This window comes from Streptomyces sp. NPDC015345 (assembly GCF_043078805.1).
Classification (GTDB): domain Bacteria; phylum Actinomycetota; class Actinomycetes; order Streptomycetales; family Streptomycetaceae; genus Streptomyces.
On record NZ_JBIBTX010000006.1, the window covers coordinates 120,337 to 140,878 of the forward strand.

At 75.0% G+C, this 20,542-nt stretch carries 1 protein-coding gene; it reads left to right on the forward strand.

Going from position 1 to position 20,542, the window contains the following annotated elements; translation table 11 throughout:
- The first annotated feature begins 13 nt into the window (after positions 1-13).
- Positions 14-20,452 carry a non-ribosomal peptide synthase/polyketide synthase gene (locus ACF062_RS24905; RefSeq protein ID WP_392141348.1) on the forward strand — a complete coding sequence of 6,813 codons (20,439 nt, stop codon included), beginning with the start codon at positions 14-16 and terminating at the stop codon, positions 20,450-20,452.
- Positions 20,453-20,542 lie beyond the last annotated feature (90 nt).

Genomic DNA, 20,542 nt, shown 5'->3' on the forward strand with positions numbered 1-20,542 from the left:
GGATCCGACGACCATGACGTCTTCGACCCCTTCGAACTCCGCTTCGGACCCGGCTTCGAACTCGGCCTCGGGCCCCGCATCGCCCTCCGCTCCGGGCTCCGCCGAGTCCGCACGACGGCCCTCCCGGCCCTCCCGACGGGACCGTGCCGAGGCCCTGCCCGAGGAGATGCGGGAGGCGCTGCGGCGGCGGCTCGCAGGTCGGGCGGCCGGCGGTGCCGCTCCGGCCGCCCGGCAGGGCATCCCGCGGGCCGACAGGGACCGCCCGCTGCCGCTCTCCTTCGCGCAGCAGCGGCTGTGGTTCCTGGACCAGCTGCGGCCCGGCGACGCCCGCTACAACAGCGCGGTAGCACTCCGCCTCACGGGCGCGCCGGACCAGGAGGCGCTGGGCGCCGCTCTGGCCGCCGTCGTGGCCCGGCACGAGGCGCTGCGTACCACCTTCGAGGAGACCGATGGCCGCCCGGTGCAGCGCGTGCATCCCGCGGGGCCGGTGCCGCTGCCGGTCCGCGACGCGGGCGACCTCGACAAGGACCTGCTCGCGGAGTACTCCCGGCCCTTCGACCTGCGCAACGGCCCGCTGCTGCGCGCCCTGCTGCTGCGCGAGTCCGCGACCTCCCACGTCCTGTTGCTGACGGCTCATCACATCATCACGGACGGCTGGTCGATGGGCATCGTCCTGGACGAGCTGTGCACGGCCTACGACGCCCTCGCGCAGGGCGCCGAACCCGCCCTGCCGCCGGTGGCCACGCAGTACCCGGACTTCGCGGTGTGGCAGCGCGCCCGCCTCTCGGGCGCCCACCTCGAAGGCGAACTCGCCCACTGGAGACAGCGGTTGGCCGGCGCGGTCGCGCCCGAGCTGCCCCTGGACCGGCCGCGGCGCGGCGAGGAGGCCGGTGAGGGCGCCGTGAGCACCTTCGCCGTCCCGGCCCGCCTGACCGCGCGCCTGCGCGACCTCGCGAGGGAGCAGCACAGCACCCTGCACACCGCCCTGGTCGCCGCCGCCCAGGCCCTGCTGGCCCGCTGGTCCGGCCAGGACGACATCACCGTCGGCTCCCTCACGCCCGGCCGCTCCCGCACCGACCTCGAACGCACCGTCGGGTTCTTCGTGAACACCGTCGTGCTGCGCACCCCGGTGGACGCGTCCGGTTCCTTCCGCGAACTCCTCTCCCGAGCGGCCGAGACGGTGGGCGACGCCTTCGCCCACGGCGACACCCCGTTCGAACGGATCGTGGAGGCGGTGGGCGCGCCCCGCGAGGCCGGCCGCAACCCGCTGTTCGACGTGCTGGTCCTGCTGCACCCCGACCCGCCGGCCGCGACCGCCCCGCGCGGACTCGCCACCGCCCCGGTCACCGTGCCCCGGCACGCGGCCACCTTCGACCTGAGCGTCGAGTTCGTACCGGACGGGGACGGCCTGGCCGGGCTCCTGGAGTACCGCACCGATCTGTTCGACGCGGCCACGGCCGAGCGGATGGCCGGACAGCTGCTACGCCTCCTTGAGGGCGCCTGCGCCGAGCCGGACCGGGCGCTGGGCAGCCTGCCCCTGCTCTCCGAGGAGGAGACCCGCCGCCTCGTCCACGACTGGAACCCCGCCGCGCTCCCCGCCACGGACACCACTTACCCCGAGCTGTTCGAACGCCGGGTGGCGGAGGCCCCCGACGCCCTCGCGCTCGTCGCGGGCGGCGAACGCCTCGACTACGCCACGCTCAACGCCCGCGCCAACCGGCTCGCCCACCACCTGATCGCCCGCGGCGCAGGACCCGAACGGCTGGTCGCGCTGCGGCTGCCGCGCACCGCCGACATGATCGTCGCGATCCTCGCCGTCTGGAAGTCCGGCGCGGGCTACCTCCCCCTGGACCCGGCCCTGCCCGAGGAACGGATCCGGTACCTGTTGGACGACGCCCGCCCGACCCTGGTCCTGGACGAGCCGGCCCTGCGTGCCGTGCCCATGGCCGCCCCGGACGCCGACCCCACCAACACCGACCGACACACCCCCCTGCTGGCGGACCACACCGCGTACGTCATCTACACCTCCGGCTCCACCGGCCGCCCCAAGGGCGTCGCCGTCACCCACCGTGCGGCCGCGCACCTGCTGGCGGCCCACCGCGCCGGGTTCGTCGCCGAGGCGGGCGGCGGGCCGCTGCGGGTCGCGCTCACCGCGTCGTTCTCCTTCGACACCTCCCTCGAAGGCGTTCTCCTCATGGCCGACGGCCACCCGCTGCACCTGGTCGACGAGACCACCCGGATGGACCCGGCGGCGCTGGTCGAGTACGTCGTCGAACACCGCATCGACTTCCTCGACGTCACCCCGTCCTACCTGCGGCAACTGCTGCCCGCCGGACTGCTCACCGACCCCCGGCACCACCCCCGCGTCCTCATGCTCGGCGGCGAGGCGATCGGCCCCGCGCTCTGGCGCGAGCTGGCCGCCCACCCGGACGTGACCGCCCACAACTTCTACGGCCCCACCGAGTGCACGGTCGACGCGCTGTCCTGCCGTATCGACGGCGGAGACCGCCCGCTGGTGGGCCGCCCCCTGCCCGGAGTCCGGGCGTACGTACTCGACGACCGGCTCCGGCCGGTGCCACCCGGCGTCGGCGGCGAGCTGTACCTCGCGGGCGCACAGCTCGCCCGCGGTTACGCCGGAAGGCCGGGGCTGACCGCCGCCCGCTTCCTGCCCGACCCGTTCGGCGGGCCGGGGGAGCGGATGTACCGTACCGGCGACCTGGCCCGCTGGACCGCCGACGGCCGCCTTGACTACCTCGGGCGCGCCGACGACCAGATCAAGGTGCGCGGCCACCGCATCGAGCCCGGCGAGATCGAGGCCGCCCTGCTCGCGCTGCCCGCCGTCACCGCGGCCGCGGTCGTCGCCCTGCCCGACCCGCACGGCCACGCACGCCTCGCCGCCTACGTCGTCCCCGCACCCGACGCGCCCCGGCCCGCCCCCGCCGACCTGCGGGCGGCCCTGCGCGAGGTGCTGCCCGACGCCCTGGTGCCGTCCTCCTTCACCTCCCTTGACGCGCTGCCGCTGACCACCAGCGGCAAGCTGGACCGCCGCGCCCTGCCGACGCCGGAAAACACCGCGGAGGAGCGGGAGTTCGTCGCCCCGCGCACAGCCGACGAAGAGACCCTGGCCGGTATCTGGGCCGAGGTACTCGGGCTCGCCCGGGTGGGTGTCACGGACAACTTCTTCGAGCTGGGCGGCGACTCGATCCTGAGCATCCAGGCCGTCTCCCGCGCCCGCGCCGCGGGCCTGCACATCGGCTCGCAGGACGTCTTCCGCCACCAGACGGTCGCCGACCTGGCCGCAGCCGCGTCCCGCCGCACCACCGCCGTGCCCGCGCCGCGCCGCCCGCACGAGGACGGGCCCGCCCCGCTCACCCCCGTCCAGGAGTGGTTCTTCGCTGCCCACGGGCCGCTGCGGCACTTCGCCATGTCGATGCTGCTCGACCTGCCGTACGACCTCGACGAACACGCCCTGGACCGGGCACTGGACGCCGTGGTGGCCCAACACCCGGCCCTGCGCGCCCGCTTCACCTCCACCGACGGCGCCTGGCGGCAGCACCCCGGCACCGGCCCGGCGACCGGCCTGCTCACCCGCCACGATCCCGAAACGGCGCCCGCCGAGGCCGCCGAAGCGGCCCGCGCCGCCCTCGACCCGGCGACCGGGGCCCTGCTGCGCGCTGCCCTGCTGCGCGGCGGGGAACGGCCGCAACTGTTCCTCACCGCTCACCACTTGGCGGTCGACAGCGTCTCCTGGCGCGTACTGCTCACCGATCTCGAACACGCCTACCGGCAGGCGGCGGCCGGTGAGGACCCCCTCCTGGAGCCCGAGCACACCCCCTTCGCCGACTGGGCGCGGACCCTCACGGAACGGGTCCAGGCCGGCGGCCTCGACGATGACCTGCCCCACTGGACGCGGGAGGCCGCGGCGCCGCGCACCCCGCTCCCCGTCGACCTGCCCGGCACCCCGCTCGCCGGGTCGGTGCGCACTGTCCGTACGCGAGTGGACCGGGACACCACCGAGGCCCTGCTGCGACGGGTGCCGGGCGCGTACCGCACCCAGGTCAACGACGTGCTGCTCAGCGCGCTCGGCCGGGTGCTCGCCGACTGGACGGGCGCCGACCGGGTGACCGTCGCCCTGGAGGGACACGGCCGGGAAGAGGAACTGGACGAGGGCGCCGACCTGTCCCGTACGGTCGGCTGGTTCACCACCCAGTACCCCGTCACCCTCACCCCGGCCGGACCGGACGACTGGGGCACCACCCTCAAATCCGTCAAGGAACGGCTGCGCGCCGTGCCCCGCCGCGGCCTCGGCTACCAGGCGCTCGGCCACCTCGGATCGCCCCGGCCCGAGGCCCGCGCACTCGGTCAACTGCCACTCCCCGACGTGTGCTTCACCTACCACGGCCAGTGGGAGGCGCCCGCCGGCGGCGACTTCGCGCCCGTCGCCGACGTTCCCGGCCGGGACATGGACCCGCACGCGCCGCTGGACCACCTCCTGGACGTGTCCGCCCTGGTGACCGACGGCGAACTGGAGATCACCTGGCACTACAGCGACCAGGTGCACCGCGAGGACACCGTCCGGGACCTGGCCACGGGCATGGCACGGGCGCTCACCGCCATCACCGAGCACTGCGCCCGTCCCGGCGCGGGCGGACGTACGCCCTCCGACTTCCCGCTGGCCCGCCTCGACCAGGCCGGTGTGGACCGGCTCGCCGGTGACGGCCGCGACGGCTGCCACGTCGATGATCTGCTGCCGCTCACCCCGCTCCAGGAAGGCATGCTCTTCCACCGGCTGGTCGGCGGCGACGACGATGTGTACGTGGACCAGGCCGCGCTGCTCCTGGAGGGCGTGAGCGACCCGGACGCCCTCGCCCTGGCCTGGCAGCGGGTCACCGACCGCACTCCCGCCCTGCGCACCTCGGTGGTGTGGGAGGGCGTCCCGGTGCCGCTCCAGGTCGTGCACCGCCGCGTCGAGGTCCCCGTCACCCGACTGGACTGGCGCGAACTGGACGCGGTGGAGCGCGCCGAACGCCTTGACCGGCTGCGCGCCGACGACCTCGCCCGTGGCCTCGACCTCGGCACGGCACCCCTGATGCGGCTCACCCTCATCCGGCTCCCGGATGCCCGGCTGCACCTGCTGTGGACCTCCCACCACCTCATCCTGGACGGCTGGAGCCTGGCCCAGGTGCTCACCGAGGTGTCCGAGGAGTACGCGGCGCTCACCACCGGCACCGAGCCCCGGCCGCCGGCGCGCCGGCCGTTCGGCGACTACGTGCGTTGGCTGGCCGGCCAGGACACCGAGACCGCCCACGCGCACTGGCGGACCGTACTCGACGGGTTCGCGGCCCCCACCCCGCTGCCCGTCGACCGCGTCCGGCGCCCCGGCCACGAGACCCGGTCCGCCGACGTGCACACGTGTGCGCTGTCCGACGACGCCTCCGCCCGCCTCGCCCACACCGCCCGGACGGCCGGGCTCACCCTCGGTACCGTGGTGCAGGGCGCCTGGGCGCTGCTGCTGTCCCGCTACGCCGCCGAACCGGACGTGCTCTTCGGGACCACCGTCTCCGGGCGGCCCGACGACCTGCCCGGCGCCGAGTCGATGGTGGGCATGTTCATCAACACCCTGCCCACCCGCGTCCGCGTGGACGGCGGCCGTACCGCTGCCGCCTGGCTCAGGGACCTCCAGGAGGAACAGGCGCAGGCACGGCGGTTCGCGGCGGTGTCCCTCGCCGAGCTGACCGCGCTGAGCGACGTACCGGCGGGCTCCGCTCTCTTCGACAGCATGGTGGCCTTCGAGAACTACCCCTTCGACGAGGCGCGTTCGGCCACGACGGGGATACGTCTGGTCGACGTCTCCTCCCGCGACGCCACCAACTTCCCGCTGGTGCTGCGGGCCTACCAGGGCGAGCGGTTCGGGTTCGACCTCGCCTACGACCCGGAGCTGTTCGACGCCACGACCGTTCGCGCCCTCGCCGACCGGCTCTGCCTGCTGCTCACCGAGCTGGCCGACGACCCGGACCGGCCCGTGCGCTCCCTCGCCCTCACCACCGCCGAGGAGCGGCGGCGGATGCTCACCGACTGGAACGGCACCGAGGAGGGCAGGCCCGCCGACACGCTGGACGCGCTGTTCGCCGCCCAGGCCGCCCGCACCCCCGACGCCGAGGCGCTCACCTGCGGTGACGAACGGCTCGACTACGCCACCCTGGACGCACGGGCGGGCCGTCTCGCCCACCGCCTCGCGGAACTGGGCGCCGGGCCCGAGACGTTCGTCGCCCTCGCGCTGCCCCGCTCCGCCGACCTCGTCGTGGCCGTCCTCGCCGTCCTCAAGACCGGCGCCGCGTACCTGCCCATCGATCCCCGGCTGCCCGCGGAGCGCGTCCGGCACATGCTCGCCGACGCCGGGCCGGTCGCGCTGGTCACGACCCGGCAGACCACGGTGGCCGACCCGGACGTCCCCCGTCTGCTCCTGGACGACCCGCAGGTGCGCGCCGACCTGGCCCGCCGCCCGGCTACCGGCCCGGCCGGTCGCGCGCTGCCCGACAGCCCCGCCTACGCCATCTACACCTCCGGTTCCACCGGCCACCCCAAGGGCGTGGTCGTGCCGCACGCCAACGTGATCCGGCTGTTCACCCGCACCCGGCACTGGTTCGGCTTCGGAGCCGATGACGTGTGGACGCTGTTCCACTCGTACGCGTTCGACTTCTCGGTGTGGGAGCTGTGGGGGCCGCTGCTGCACGGCGGCCGGCTCGTGATCGTCCCCGAGGACACCGCCCGCTCCCCGGAGGACTTCCTGCGCCTGCTCGCCGACGAGCGGGTCACCGTCCTCAACCAGACGCCGTCAGCGTTCTACCCGCTGATCCGTGCCGACGCCGAACTCCCCGACGTCGGCGACCGGTTGGCGCTGCGCACGGTCATCTTCGGCGGCGAGGCACTGGACGTGGGCAGGCTCGCCGACTGGTACGCCCGCCACCCGGACACCGCGCCCCGCCTGGTGAACATGTACGGCATCACCGAGACCACCGTGCACGTCACCTGCGCGGACCTGGACAGCGGCCTGACCACCCGCTCCGGCGCCGCCGCCAGCCCCATCGGCATCGGGATACCCGACCTGCGGCTCTACGTCCTCGACGAGACCCTCCAGCCGGCGCCGCCGGGCGCCGTGGGTGAACTGTTCGTGGCCGGTGAGGGGTTGGCGCGCGGCTATCTGAACCGGCCCGGACTGACCGCGGCCCGCTTCCTCGCCGATCCCTTCGGCCGGCCGGGCACTCGCATGTACCGCACGGGGGACCGGGCCCGCTGGCGGTCCGACGGCACCCTGGAGTACCTGGGCCGCGCCGACCAGCAGGTCAAGATCCGCGGCTACCGCATCGAACCAGGCGAGATCGAGGCCGCCCTGCACCGCCACCCCGGCGTCGGCGCGGCCGCCGTCGGGGTGTACGAGGACGCGGCCGGCACCCGCCGGCTCGTCGCCCACGTGGTGGGCATCGGACCTGGTACTGGCGCAGGCACCGGAACGGGAACCGGCCATGGCGCCGGCACCAGCGCCGGGATTGCCACCGGCACCGGCCCTGGCGCTGGCGCAGGCACCGGAACGGGGACCGGCCATGGCGCCGGCACCGGCACCGGGCCAGGCAGCAGCATCGGAGCAGGCACGGGAACTCGCACCGGAGCAGGCACAGATACCGCAACCGGCACCGGGAAGCGCGCCGCCCCTCCGTCCGCCGCCGAACTCCGCGCGCACCTCGAAGGGCTGCTGCCCGCGCACATGATCCCGGCCGCCTACGTGCCGATGGCCGCGCTGCCGCTCACCGCCAACGGCAAGCTCGACCGGCGCGCCCTGCCCGCGCCCGGCCCCGACGGCTTCGCGGCCGAGGGCACGCGGACCGCGCCGCGCACCCCCGCCGAGCGGCTCGTCGCCGCCGCGTGGGCGGACGTACTGGACACCGACGAGGTCGGCGCCGACGACGACTTCTTCGCCCTCGGCGGCGACTCCATCCTCGCCGTCCGCGTCACCTCCCGGCTGCGCGCCGCCTTCGGCACGGACGTCTCGCCCCGGTTGCTGTTCACCCACTCCACGCTCCGCGACCTCGCCGCCGCCCTTGGCGACCCGGGCGGCGCGGACACCGCCGACGTCATTCCGGCCACCGCCCCGGACACCCCGGCGCCCCTGTCGTACGCCCAGCAGCGCCTGTGGTTCCTCGACCGGTTCGAGCCGGGCAGCACGGAGTTCACCACCCTGTCCGTGCTGCGGCTGCGCGGCCCGCTGGACCATGCCGCCCTGCGTACCGCCCTGGACGGCCTGGTCGCGCGGCACGAGGCGCTGCGTACCACGTTCACCGAGTACGACGGCCAGGCCAGGCAGCTCGTCCACCCGCCCCAGCCCGTGGACCTGCCGGTGAGGGACCTGCCGGACGACGCCGCTCTGGACGTCCTCGTGGGTCAGATCGCCGCCGCCCCCTTCGACCTGGCCACCGGCCCCCTGCTGCGGGCCCACCTGGCACGCTTCGCCCCCGACGAGCACGTCCTCGTCCTGGCCGTGCACCACATCGTCACCGACGGCTGGTCCATCGGCGTACTGGCCCGTGACCTCGGCGAGTTGTATGCCGCCGCCCTTGAGGACCGCCGCCCGGAGCTGCCCGAGCTGCCCGTCCGCTACAGCGACCACGCGGCCTGGCAGCGTTCCCGCGCCCACCGCGCCGAGGCCGAACTCACGTACTGGCGGCAGGCTTTGGAGGGCGCGACCCCGCTGGAACTGCCCACCGACCGGCCGCGTCCGGCCGTCCGCACCCGCGACGGCGCCCTTCTGACCTTCACCCTGCCCGCCGCGCTCACCGAGCGGCTGCGCGAACGGGCACGGGAGGCCGACGCCACCCTCTACATGACACTGGTGACGGCCTGTCAGGCCCTGCTCGCCCGGTGGGCGGGGCAGGAGGACGTCACCGTCGGCACCGTCACCGCAGGGCGCGAGCGGTCCGAACTGCACGACTTGGTCGGCATGTTCGTCAACACCCTGGTGCTGCGGGCCCGGATCCGTCCCGGCGTGCCCTTCCGGGAGCTGCTCGCCGAGGTGCGCGACACCGTCCTGGACGCGTTCGCTCACCAAGAGGTGCCCTTCGAGCGCGTGGTGGACGCCGTCCAGCCCGAACGGGACACCAGCCGCACTCCGCTGTTCCAGGTCATGGTCGCCCTGCACAACCTCGGCGCCGAACCGCCCCGGCTGCCCGGCCTGACGGCGGAGCCGGTGACCCCGCCGGTGCGCACCGCGACGTACGACCTCGCCTTCGACTTCGTGGAGGGTGAGGACGGACTCACCGGCCACCTGGAGTACAACACCGGCCTGTTCGACACCGACACCGCCGAACGCCTCGCCGCCCGGCTGCGCATCCTCCTTGAGGCCGCCGCCGAGGACCCGGGGCGATGCGTGGACCGGCTGCCGCTGATGACCGGCGACGAGCGGCAGCACGTATTGCGCCAGGGCGAGGGCATCCGCCTGCCTGAGCCGGACGCCACCTTCCCCGCCCTGTTCGAGGCCCAGGCCGCCCGCACCCCGGACCGCACCGCCCTGGCCGCCCGCGACACCACCCTGGACTTCGCCGCGCTGAACCGGCGCGCCAACCGGCTCGCCCACCACCTCATCGCCCAGGGCGCGGGGCCCGAAGACGTGGTCGCCGTCCGGCTGCCCCGCACCAGTGACCTGATGGTGGCCGTGCTCGCCGTCCTCAAGGCGGGCGCCACCCTGCTCTGTCTGGACCCCGAACTCCCTGCGGAGCGGCAGGACTTCCTCCTCGCCGACGCCCGCCCGCACACCCTGCTGGCCGACCTCGACGCGGTCTCCTGGGACCGGCTGCCCGCACATGACCCGACCGACGCCGACCGCGTCCGGCCCCTGCTGCCGGCGAACACCGCCTACATCATCTACACCTCCGGCTCTACCGGCCGCCCCAAGGGCGTCGCCGTCGAACACCGCCACTTGGCCAACCTCTGCCATGACCACCGCGCGGGCCTGCTCGCCCCGCACACCGCCGGCGGACGGCGGCTGCGGGCCGCGCTCAGCGCCTCCTTCTCCTTCGACACCTCCTGGGAAGGACCGCTGCTCCTCGCCCTCGGCCACGAGGTCCACCTCATCGACGAGGACGTACGCCTGGACCCGCGGGCGTTCTGCGCCCACGTCGCCGAACACCGCCTCGACCTGGTCAACGTCACCCCGTCCTACCTGCGTGAACTCACCGCCGCAGGGCTGCTCGCCGCCGACCGCCACCACCCGCGCCTGCTGCTCGTCGGCGGCGAGGCCGTCACCCCCGCCGGGTGGCGCGACATCGTACGCGCCGAACAGGACCTCGGCGTGGCGGTGTACAACATGTACGGGCCCACCGAGACCACCGTCGACGCCGTCTACGGCCGCTGCGCCGACCAGCCGGACCGCCCGGTCATCGGCCGTCCCGGCGGAAACCTGCGCGCCTACGTCCTCGACGCCGCCCTGAGCCCGGTGCCGCCCGGCACGCCCGGTGAGCTGTACCTGGCCGGGGCGCAGGTGGCTCGCGGCTATCTGAACCGGCCAGGACTCACCGCCGCCCGCTTCCTCGCCGACCCGTTCGGGGCGCCCGGCGAGCGGATGTACCGCACCGGCGACCGGGCCCGCTGGGACCGGGGCGGGCTTCTTGAGTTCCTGGGCCGGGTGGACGAGCAGGTCAAGATCCGCGGGTTCCGCATCGAACCCGGCGAGGTGGAGGCCGCCCTCCTGGACCACCCGGACGTCGCCGACGCCGCGGTCGCCGCCCGCGAGAACGCAGGGCGTCTCATGCTCGTCGGCTACGTCGTGCCCGCCGCCGACCGAGTTCCGTCCGCCGACGCCCTGCGCCTCGCGCTGCGCCGCACCCTGCCCGACCACATGGTGCCCGCCGCCTTCGTTCCGCTGACCCGCATCCCGCGCACCACCAGCGGCAAGACGGACCGGCGTGCCCTGCCGGCCCCGCCCGCGCAGCCCGACAGCGGAACGCCCTACGTCGCTCCACGGGCCGGTGCGGAGGAACGCCTTGCCGCGATCTGGGCGGAGGTGCTCGGCGTCGAACGCGTCGGCGCCCGCGACAACTTCTTCGCACTGGGCGGCGACTCCATCCTCAGCATCCAGATCGTCTCCCGCGCCCGGCAGGCCGGCCTTGTCCTCGCCACCAAGGACGTCTTCCGCCACCAGACGGTCGCCGAACTCGCCCTGTGCGTACGGGAGTCCACCCCGAGGCAGGGGGTGGCCGAGGAGCCGGCCGAGGCGCCGCTCACCCCGATCCAGCACTGGTACCTGGACGGCCGCGCACCCGGGCAGCGGCTCCGGTTCACCATGACCCAGCGCCTCGAACTCGCCCGGGACGTCACCGACATGACACTCCGGGCCGCCACCGACGCCCTGGTACGCCACCACGCCGCCCTGCGCACCAGGTTCCGCCACACCGCCGACGGCTGGCGTCAGGACGTGCTGCCCGAGCCGCCGGACGGCGTCTTCACCCGGCACGACGTGGCCGACCTCGACGACGTGGCGCTGGAGGGCGAGGTCCAGCGGCTGACGGACGAGGCGCAGGCCGCCCTCGACCCCACCGCCGGACGGGTCGTCCGCGTACTGTTCTTCGACCGTGGTCCGGGGCGGCCCGGGCAACTGGTCGTCACGGCGCACCACTTGGTCATCGACGGCGTCTCCTGGCGCATCCTGCTGGCCGACCTGGAGACCGCCCACCGGGCGGCGGCAGCCGGACGACCCGTGGAACTGCCTGTTGTCGGCACGTCCTACGGCCACTGGGCCACCCGGCTCGACCGGCACACCCGCTCCGGCGCACTCGACGCCGACCTGCCGTACTGGACACGCACCGGCACGGCACCGGCCGCCCTGCCCGCGGGCCGAACCGGCCCGAACACCCACGGCACCGCCGCCACCCTCACGGTCACCCTGGACGAGCGGACCACCGACGCCCTGCTGCGCGAGGTCCCCCCGACCTACCGCACCCAGGTCAACGACGTCCTGCTCAGCGCCCTCGGCCGCACCCTGGCCCGCTGGTGCGGACGCGACACCGTCCTGCTCGGCGTCGAGGGCCACGGCCGGGAGGAACTGTTCGCGGACGTGGACCTGTCGCGGACCGTCGGCTGGTTCACCGCCGAGTTCCCGCTCGCCCTGCGCGTCGCCCCGGACGACGGCTGGCACGACACGCTCCGCTCGGTGAAGGAACAGCTGCGTGCGGTACCGCTGCACGGCCTGAGCCATGGCGCGCTGCGCCACCTCGTGCCCGACAGCCCGCTCGCCACGGCCCCCGCCCCGCAGGTCGGCTTCAACTACCACGGCCAATGGGACACGGATGCCGCCGGTGGCCTGTTGCGCGGCGCCCTGCCTCCGGTCGGCCGGGACACCGACCCCGACGAGCCCCGGCCCTACCTGCTGGACATCACCGGCGTCGTCCAGGAAGGCCGGCTCGAACTCGGCTGGACGTACCCCGCCGCCGTCTACGACCAGACCACCGTCCAGCGGCTCGCCGAGGACATGCTCGCGGCCCTGCGGGACATCGTGGCGCACTGCGCCCGCCCCGAGGCTGGCGGCCGCACGCCCTCCGACTTCCCCCTCGCCGACCTGGGCCAGGAGCAGCTCGACCGGCTCCTCGGCACCGGCCGGCACGTCGAGGATGTCCTGCCGCTCACCCCGCTCCAGTCCGGCATGCTCTTCCACGGCCTCGTGGACACCGAGCACGCCTACTTCGACCGCACGGCCGTACGGCTGTCCGGTGTCGCCGACCCGCAGGCCTTCGCCGCCGCCTGGCAGCAGGTCACCGACCGCACCCCGGCCCTGCGCACCAGCGTCCACTGGCACGGGCTGCCGCACCCGGTCCAGGTCGTCCACCGCCACGCGGAACTGCCCGTCCGCCACCTCGACTGGCGTGCGCTCACCCCCGCCCAGCGCACTGAGGCCACCGAGCGGCTGCTCGCCGAGGACCGCGCCGCCGGGATGGACCTCGGCACGGCGCCGCTCACCCGGCTCACCCTGGCCGCGCTGCCCCGCGACGAGGTGCTCCTTGTCTGGTCCACCCACCACATCGTCCTCGACGGCTGGAGCACCGGGCAGCTGCTCACCGAGGTGTGCGAACGCTACGCCGCGCTCACCGGCGGCCCCGACCAGGCGCCTCCGCTGCGGCGGCCCTTCGCGGACTTCCTGCACTGGCTGCGCGAGCAGGACGAGGCGGCGGCGGAGCGGCACTGGGCCGACGCCCTCGGCGGGTTCACCGCGCGGACCCCGCTGCCGTACGACCGCACGCCCGCCGAGGCCCACCGCGCCCGCTCCGCCGCGGCCGTCCATCAGGAGCTGGACACCGGGGTCTCGCGGCGGCTGCGGGAGAGTGCCGCCCGCGCCGGAGTAACCGTCAACACGGTGGTGGAGGGCGCCTGGGCGCTGCTCCTCGCCCGCTCCGGCGGACGCGACGACGTGGTCTTCGGCACCACCGTCTCCGGCCGCCCGGCCGAACTGCCCGGTGTCGAAGGCATGATCGGCATGTTCATCAACACGGTGCCGACCCGGGTCCGCGTCACCGCCGGTCCCGTGCTGGCGTGGCTGCGCGACCTCCAGGAACGGCAGAGCGACGCCCGCCGCTTCGACTTCCTCGCCCTGCCCCGCATCCAGGCCGTGAGCGAAGTCCCTGCCGGCGAGGCGCTGTTCGACAGCATGGTGGTGTTCGAGAACTATCCCGTGGACGAGTCGGCGACGGCACGCACCGGCGTCCGGGTCGCGGAGGTGCGCGCCGACGACGCCACCACCTTCCCCTGGTGCCTCCGCGCCCACCTGGCCGAACGGCTCGGCTTCGACCTGGCCTACGACCCCGACCTGTTCGACACCGCCACCGCGGAACGCGCCGCGGGCCGTCTCGCCGGGCTGCTCACCGCCCTCGCCGACGGGTTCGACACCGACCTGGCCGACCTGGACGTGCTCGCTCCCGCCGACCGCGAGCTGCTGGCCGCCTGGAACACCACCGCCCGCCGGACCGCGCCGCGCGGCCCCGTCGACCTGTTCACCGAGCAGGCCCGGCGCACCCCGGACGCGCCCGCGGTCCACGAGGGCGGCCACGCCCTGACGTATGGCCAACTCCACGCCTGGGCACACTCGCTGGCCGACCAACTGCGCGCCGACGGACTGGCCCCCGAGGACCGTGTGGCGCTGCTCCTCGACCGCTCAGCCGAACTGGTCGTCGCCCAGCTCGCGGTGCTCATGGCCGGCGGCGCCTACGTACCCATCGACACCCGTGCCCCCGAGGAGCGCCGCCGCACCCTGCTCACCCAGGCGGGCGCGACCCACCGGCTCACCGCCACGGAGGTGGCGGCGGCCCGCACCGGGACAACGGAGCCGCCGACCTCCGTAGACCTCGACCGGCCGACGCGCGGCACGGAAGCCGCGCAGGAACCGACACCGCCCGCGCGGTCAGGCCCGGCGGCGTGCGCGGCATCGGACGCGGACGGGGCGACGCCCGACCCCGGGACCACGGGCCGTCAGGCACCACAGTCACAGCCCGCCGAAGCGGAGCCCGCGCCGTCCGTCGACCCCGACCGGCTCGCCTACGTGATGTTCACCTCCGGGTCCACCGGGCTGCCCAAAGCCGTCGCCGTGCGGCACCGGGACGTCGCGGCGCTGGCCACCGACAGCCGGTTCGCCGGCGGGGTGTGCGACCGGGTCCTCCTGCACTCGCCCGTGGCGTTCGACGCCGCCACCTTCGAGGTGTGGGCGCCGCTCCTCAACGGCGGCTGCGTGGTCGTGGCCCCGAGCGGCGGTGTCGACGCGGCCTCGCTGCGCGGGCTCGCCGCCGACGGCGGACTGACCGCGCTGTGGCTGACCGCCGGGCTGTTCCGGCTGCTCGCCCAGGACGCGCCCGACTGCTTCCGCGGCCTCGCCGAGCTGTGGACCGGTGGTGACGTCGTACCGGCACAGGCCGTGCGCCGGGTGCTCGACGCCTGCCCCGGCCTGACCGTCGTGGACGGCTACGGACCCACCGAGGCCACGACCTTCGCGACCTCCTTCGCCCTCGGCGACCCGGCGGCCGTGCCGGACACGATCCCCATCGGACAGCCGCTCGACGACATGCGGGTGCTGATCCTCGACGCCCGGCTGCGGCCTGTACCGCCGGGCTGCCCGGGAGAGTTGTACCTGGCCGGTGAGGGCGTCGCCCGGGGCTACCTCGGCCGCCCCGGCGACACCGCCGCCCGCTTCCTCGCCGACCCGCTCGGCCCTCCCGGCACCCGCATGTACCGCACGGGCGACCTGGCCCGGCGGCGCCCGGACGGCACCGTCGAGTTCCTCGGCCGCGCCGACGACCAGGTGAAGATCCGCGGCTTCCGGGTGGAGCCCGGTGAGGTCGAAGCCGCGCTCGCCGCCCACCCGGACGTCGCCGACGTGGCCGTCCTGGCCCGTGAGGACCGCCCCGGCGCCAAGCGGCTCGTCGCCTACGTCGTCGGACCGGCCGGCCGGGACGGCGAGGAACTACGGGAGTTCGCCGCCCGCACCCTGCCCGACTACCTCGTGCCCACCACCGTCGTCCCGCTCGCCGCGCTGCCGCTGAGCCGCAACGGCAAGGTCGACCGGGCCGCCCTGCCCGCACCGGACGCCCTGCCGGGCCGCGAGCGGGTCGAGCCCCGCACCGAGGCCGAGCGCCGCACGGCGGACGTCTTCGGCGAGGTACTGGGCAGCGAACCGCCCGGTGTGGAGGACGACTTCTTCCGGCTCGGCGGCGACTCGATCCTCAGCATCCGGCTCGCCTCCTGCCTCGCCGAGGCCTTCGACACGGACGTCACACCGCGCGCGGTCTTCACCCACCCGACACCGGCCGCCCTGGCCCGCCTCCTCGGCGAGCAGCATGGCGACGGCCGCCCGGCGCTCGTCCCGGTCGCCCGCGACGCGGTCGCGCCGATGTCGCACGCGCAGCAACGCCTCTGGTTCCTGCACGAGTTCGAGCCCGGCGGCGCCGAGTACGTCACCGCGGTCGCCCTGCGGCTGCGCGGCACCCTCGACACCGACGCGCTGCGCGCCGCCCTCGGCGCCGTGGTCGCCCGGCACGAGTCGCTGCGCACCACCTTCGACAGCGTCGACGGACACGGCATCCAGCGCGTCCACCCGCCCCACGACGTGCCGCTGCCCGCGCACGACCTCTCCCGACTCGGCGTGGCCGAGCGGGAGCCCGCCGTGCGCCGCCTGCTCGCCGAGGAACGTATCCGCCCCTTCGACCTGCGCGAGGGCCCACTGCTGCGCGCCGGCCTGCTCCGGCTCGCCGAGGACGACCACGTACTCACCCTCGCCCTGCACCACATCGTCACCGACGGCTGGTCCACCTCCGTCCTGCTCGGCGACCTCGCGCACTTCTACCGAGCGGAACTCGGGGCAGTTACGGCCGTGTTGGCGCCTCTGCCGGTGCAGTACGCCGACTACGCCCACTGGCAGCGCACCACCGGCGACACCGACGCCGCCGAGCACCTCGCCTACTGGAAGGAGCAGCTGGCCGACACCGCACCGATCGAGCTGCCCACCGACCGGCCCCGGCCACCGGTGCGCACCAGTGCTGGTGCGACCACCCGCCTTGTGGTGCCCGCCACGACCGCCCGGCGGCTCACCCGGATCGCCCGGGACCACGGCACCACCCTGTTCACCACGCTCGTGGCCGCCGCGCAGAGCTACCTCGCCCGGATCTCCGGCAGCGAGGACATCACCGTCGGCACCGTCAACGCAGGCCGCGACCGCCCCGAGACGCAGGCCCTCGTCGGCTTCTTCGTCAACACCCTGGTACTGCGCTCCCAGGCGGAAGCCGACCGGCCGTTCACCGCGTTCCTCGGCGACGTACGGCAGACCGTCCTGGACGCCTTCGCCCACCAGAACGTGCCGTTCGAACGGGTCGTGGACGAGGTGCAGCCCGTCCGCGACACCAGCCGCAGCCCGCTCTTCCAGGTCATGGTCGTCCTCCAGAACACCCCGACCGTCGCCCTCGACCTGCCCGGCCTGGAGGTCGCCGACGTAGAACCGGAGTCGGAGCAGGCCGCGTTCGACCTCACCCTGGAGTTCGCCGAGACCGAATCCGGTGAGCTGCACGCCCTGCTCACCTACAACACCGGCCTGTTCGACGCGGCCACGGCCGAACGGATGGCGGGACAGCTCGGGACCTTGCTGCACACCGTCGCCGATGACCCTTGCCGCCCCCTCGGCGCGCTGCCGCTGGCCTCCGACGACGAGCGGGAGAACCTCCTGGCCCAGGGCCGGGGCACCTTCCGCCCGGTGCCCGAAGCCACCCTGCCCGCCCTGTTCGAACGGCAGGCGGCCCGTACCCCGGACGCCGTGGCGCTGATCGACGGCGACCGGGAGCTGACCTACGCCGACGTGGACCGGGCCGCCAACCGGCTGGCCCACCGGCTCGTCCGGGACGGCGTCGGACCCGAGCGCGTCGTGGCCCTCGCGCTGCCGCGCTCGGCGGCGGCCGTGGTGGCGCAGCTCGCCGTCGCCAAGGCCGGCGGGGCCTTCCTGCCCGTGGACCCCGACTACCCGCCGCAGCGGCGGGAGTTCATGGTCCGGGACGCGGGCGCCCACCTGGTCCTCGACGACTCGGCCGAGGTGTGGTCCGCCACCGGGCCGGAGACGGCGCTCACGGACGCCGACCGCACCACCGCGCTCACTCCCGCCCACCCCGCCTACGTCATCTACACCTCCGGTTCCACCGGCACACCCAAGGGCGTCGTGGTCACCCACCGGGGCCTCGCCTCCTTCGCCGAGGCGGCCGCCGAACAGTACGCGGCAGGTCCCGGCGACCGGGTGCTCCAGTTCGCCTCCCCGAGCTTCGACGCGTCCGTGCTCGAACTGTGCGTCTCGCTGCTGAGTGGGGCCGCGCTCGTGACGGGCGAGGAAGGGCCGTTGGTGGGGGAGCGGCTGGCGGAGGTGCTCGCCGAGCGGCGCGTCAGCCATACGCTGATTCCGCCGGCGGCGCTGGCCACGCTGCCGCCGGAGACCGCCGCCGCGCTGCCCCATCTGCGTACCCTCATCGTCGGCGCCGAGGCCTGCCCGGCGGACCTCGTCGACACCTGGGCCCCCGGCCGCCGCATGGTCAACTCCTACGGCCCCACCGAGGCCACCGTCGTCGCCACCTGGACCGGTCCGCTGACCCCGGGCACGGGTACCCCCACCATCGGCCGCCCGTCCGGCAGCACCCGCGTGTACGTACTCGACGCCGCCCTGCGTCCCGTACCGCCCGGCGTGACCGGCGAGCTGTACGTCGCCGGGCCCGGCCTCGCCCGCGGCTACCTGGGCCGGCCGGAACTCACCGCCCAGCGGTTCCTGCCCGACCCGTTCGGCGCGCCGGGGGAGCGGATGTACCGCACCGGGGACCTGGTCCGCTGGACCGCCGACGGCCGACTGCGGTTCGCGGGCCGCGCCGACGACCAGGTCAAGCTGCGCGGCTTCCGGATCGAGCCCGGAGAGATCGAGAGCGCGCTGCGGCGCAGCCCGCTGGTGCGGGACGCGGTGGTGGTCGTCCGCGAGGGAGAGGGACCCGACGCACCGTCCCGGCTCGTCGCCTACGTCGTACCAACACAGCCGCCCACCTCCGACGCCGCCCGCCCCGAAGCCTCCGGGGCCGGCTCCGCGCACACCGAACCCCCCGCAACCGACCCCTCAGGCACCGAACCGCCCGGGCCGACCGCGCTGCCCCTCGGAGAACTCCGCCTGCATCTCGCCAAGTCGCTGCCCCCGCACATGGTGCCGTCCGTCTTCGTGCCGCTCGACCGGCTGCCGCTCACCCCGAACGGCAAGATTGACCGGCGGGCCCTGCCCGCACCCGGGCCGACCCAGGCCGTGGACGGACCGAGGACCGCGCCGCGCACCGACACCGAACGCCGTATCGCCCGCATCTGGGCCGACGTGCTCGGCATCGACGAGGTCGGCGCCGACGACAACTTCTTCGCGCTCGGCGGCGACTCCATCCTGAGCATGCAGGTCGTCTCCCGGTTGCGCCGCGACGGGCTGCACGTGGCGACCCGGGACCTGTTCACGCACCAGACCGTCGCCGAACTCGCCACCGTGGTCCGCACCGCGCCCCGGCGCTCCGCCGACGGCCCGGTGACCGGCGAGGTGCCGCTCACCCCGATCCAGGAGTGGTTCCTGACCACACCCCGCACCGCCCACCACCACTTCAACCAGTCGGCGCTCCTCGAACTCGACGGCCCGCCCGACCCGCAGGCGCTGAGCACCGCGCTCGACGCCCTGCTTGAGCACCACGACGCCCTGCGCATGCGCTTCACCCAAGGCGAGCACGGCTGGCGGCAGTTCAACCCGCCGCCCGCCGCGGGCGTCGGCGCCGACATCCTCGTACGGCACGACCTGACCGGTCTGTCCGCCGGGGACGCCGAGGCGGCGATGGCGAAGGCCGCCGACGAACTCCACGCGAGCTTCGACCTGGCCGGCGGCCCGCACCTGCGGGCGGCCCTGTTCACCGGGGACCCGGACCGGCCCGCGTACCTCCTGCTCGTCGCCCACCACCTGGTGGTGGACGCCGTCTCCTGGCGTGTCCTGCGCGACGACCTGGAGACCGCCTACCGACAGGCCGTCCAAGGCGATCCGGTCGCGCTCGGCGAGCGCGGCACCAGCTTCCGTGAATGGTCCCGCCGTCTGGCCGCGCACGTCGCCGAGGGCGGTCTCGACCACGAACTGCCGCACTGGGAGCGGACGGTGGGCGCCGAGCCCGCCCCGGCGGACCCGGCCGCCGCGACCGGGGACGCACCGGCCGCCACGGTGAGCGTTGAGCTGGACGAGGACGACACCACGGCCCTGCTGCGCTCCGCGCCCACCGCCTACCGCACCCGGGTCAACGACGTACTGCTCGCCGCCCTCGCCCTCGCGCTGGCCCGCTGGACCGGCCACGACCGGGTACGCCTGGACCTGGAGGGCCACGGCAGGGAGGACCTGCTCGACGGCGTCGACCTCTCGCGCACCGTCGGCTGGTTCACCACCGTCTACCCGGTCGCCGTCCAGGTGCCCGATCCGGGCAACCTCGGCCCGGACCGCGACTGGCGGTCCCTGGTCAAGGCGGTCCGCCGCCAGCTGCGCGCCGTGCCCGGCAACGGCATCGGCTACGGCGCCCTGCGCACCTTCGGTCCGCCCGAGGTCCGCGAACGCCTCGGCGCCCAGGCCCACAGTCAGGTGGTGTTCAACTACCTCGGCCAGTGGGACGCCCGCCCCGAGACGGCGGACGGCGGCCTGATCCGCGCCGAACACGGCTCCTTCGGACAGGACCACGACCCGCGGGACCACGGCTCGCACCCGGTGGAGGTGGTGGGCGCGGTGCAGCACGGCCGGCTCGCCTTCACCTGGCACCACCGGCCGGGCCTGCACGACACGGCGGCCGTGCGCAGGGCGGCCGAGGACTTCGCCGAGGCCCTGCGCCACCTCGCCCGGCACGCCCGGGGAGGCCGGTGACGACACCCCGCCTCCGCGAGGCACCGCCGTCCCGGCGGACCGCCCGGCACGGCCCTCGCGCCCCCCGCGCCCCGACCGCCCACCGCCCCC